Below are 1,803 nucleotides of genomic sequence, written 5' to 3'. Positions count from 1 at the left end.
CCCGCGGCGCCGGCGCCCGCGGCCGCCGCCCCCGCTCCCGCCCCACCGAGCCCGCCCAGCAGGATCGACGTCACGGAGCGGTTCATCGCCCTGGCCATGAGGTTGGTCAGGATCGAACCCGAGGCGCCGACGAGCATGCCCGCCACGATCAGCGCGGTGTTGTCGAGCGCGAGCCCCATCGCGGCGGCCGACAGGCCCGTCGCCGCGTTGAGCAGGGAGATCACCACGGGCATGTCGGCCCCGCCGATCGGCAGGACCAGCAGCACACCGAAGAACGCGGACGCCACCAGCACACCCACGATGAGCCAGCCGGACGTGCCGCCCGCGGCCACCACGACGACGTAGGCGAGCGCGGCGGCCAGTGCCAGCGCCGTCACGGGCCGGTGGACCGCGCCGAGCCCGAGCGGACGCGGGGAGATCAACTCCTGGAGCTTGCCGAACGCCACCAGCGATCCCCAGAACGAGATCGACCCGACGAGCGCGGCGAACAGCGAGGCGACGGCGACGTGCAGGGGTTCGACCACGTACCCGGCCGTGTCCCGGAACTCCGCCCAGGCGATCAGGGCGACGGCGCCACCGCCGACACCGTTGAACAGCGCCACCATCTGCGGCATCGCGGTCATCCGGACCCGGCGGGCCGCGGGAACACCCACCACCGTGCCGAGCACGAGCCCCAGCGCGATGAGCCACCAGTCCCCCATACCGGGCAGCAACAGTGTGGAGACGACGGCGACCGCCATGCCCGCCGCCGCCAGCCGGTTGCCGCGCACCGCCGTCCGCGGGCCGGTCAGCCCCATCAGGCCGAGGACGAACAGCGAGAAGGCGATGATGTAGCCCACCGCGACGACCGACGTCATGTCCGGGGCCCCTCCCGTCCGTCCCGGCCGGGCCCGCCGCGGTCCGGTCCGCCGCGGCCGGACCCGCGTTTGAACATGCCCAGCATACGGTCGGTGACGAGGAAGCCGCCGACCACGTTGATCGTGCCGAAGGCGATCGCCAGCACGAGCAGGATCCGGTTGAACACCCCCTCGGTGCCCAGCCCGAGCACGATCAGCGCACCGAGCAGCACGATGCCGTGGATCGCGTTCGTGCCCGACATCAGGGGTGTGTGCAGGGTGTTCGGCACCTTCGACAACACGACGAAGCCGAGGAAGCCGGCGAGCACGAGGATCGCGAGGTTCTGCAGCAGCATCACTCGGCCTCCCTGTCGGTCGTGTCGGACGTGCCGGTGGTGTCGGGCGTGCCGGTCGTGCCGCCCGCACCACTGCTGCCGCCGGGGAGGGTGTCCGCCCCCGCGACGCACGTCGCCGCGAGGATCTCGTCGGACAGGTCGGGCGCGAGACGCCCGTCGGCGTCCAGCATCAGGTCGAGCAGGTCGACGAGATTGCGCGCGTAGAGTTCGCTGGCGTGCACCGGCAGCTCGGCGGGCAGGTTGCGCGGGGCGGAGACGGTGACGTCGTGCACGACGACGTCGGCCCCCGGCCGGGTCAGCTCGCAGTTGCCGCCGCTCTCCCCCGCCAGGTCCACCACCACGCTGCCGGGCCGCATCCCCCGCACGGCCTCGGCGGTCACCAGCACGGGCGCCCGGCGTCCGGGCACCAGGGCGGTGGTGACGACCACGTCGAACCCGGTGATCGCCTCGGTCAGCCGCTGCTGCTGGGTGGCGCGTTCGTCGTCGGACAACTCCCGGGCGTAGCCGCCCTCCCCCGCCGCCTCGACCCCCAGGTCGAGCCACCGCGCCCCGACGGAGGCCACCTGCTCGGACACCTCGGGGCGCACGTCGTAGCCGGTCGTGGCCGCGCC

General features: G+C 73.4%; 3 protein-coding genes. All 3 read right to left on the bottom strand.

Annotated elements, in window-relative coordinates:
* Positions 1 to 857, bottom strand: an 857-nt coding sequence (locus tag ACTIR_RS0102840; protein WP_026453153.1) for an NAD(P)(+) transhydrogenase (Re/Si-specific) subunit beta, incomplete at its 3' end; no start/stop codon positions are given.
* A complete protein-coding gene (locus tag ACTIR_RS21310) occupies positions 854 to 1,192 on the bottom strand; it encodes an NAD(P) transhydrogenase subunit alpha part 2 (RefSeq protein ID WP_052583693.1) in 339 nt (112 codons plus the stop codon). The genes ACTIR_RS0102840 and ACTIR_RS21310, both read right to left, overlap by 4 nt.
* The coding region (locus ACTIR_RS0102830) for a hypothetical protein (RefSeq protein WP_026453152.1) at positions 1,192 to 1,803 on the bottom strand (612 nt) is incomplete at its 5' end. The genes ACTIR_RS21310 and ACTIR_RS0102830, both read right to left, overlap by 1 nt.

The sequence above is a fragment of the Saccharomonospora iraqiensis subsp. iraqiensis genome (assembly GCF_000430445.1).
Taxonomy (GTDB): Bacteria; Actinomycetota; Actinomycetes; order Mycobacteriales; family Pseudonocardiaceae; genus Saccharomonospora; species Saccharomonospora iraqiensis.
The sequence above is the reverse complement of the archived record's forward strand: the minus strand, read 5'-3'. Positions and strand labels throughout refer to the sequence as shown.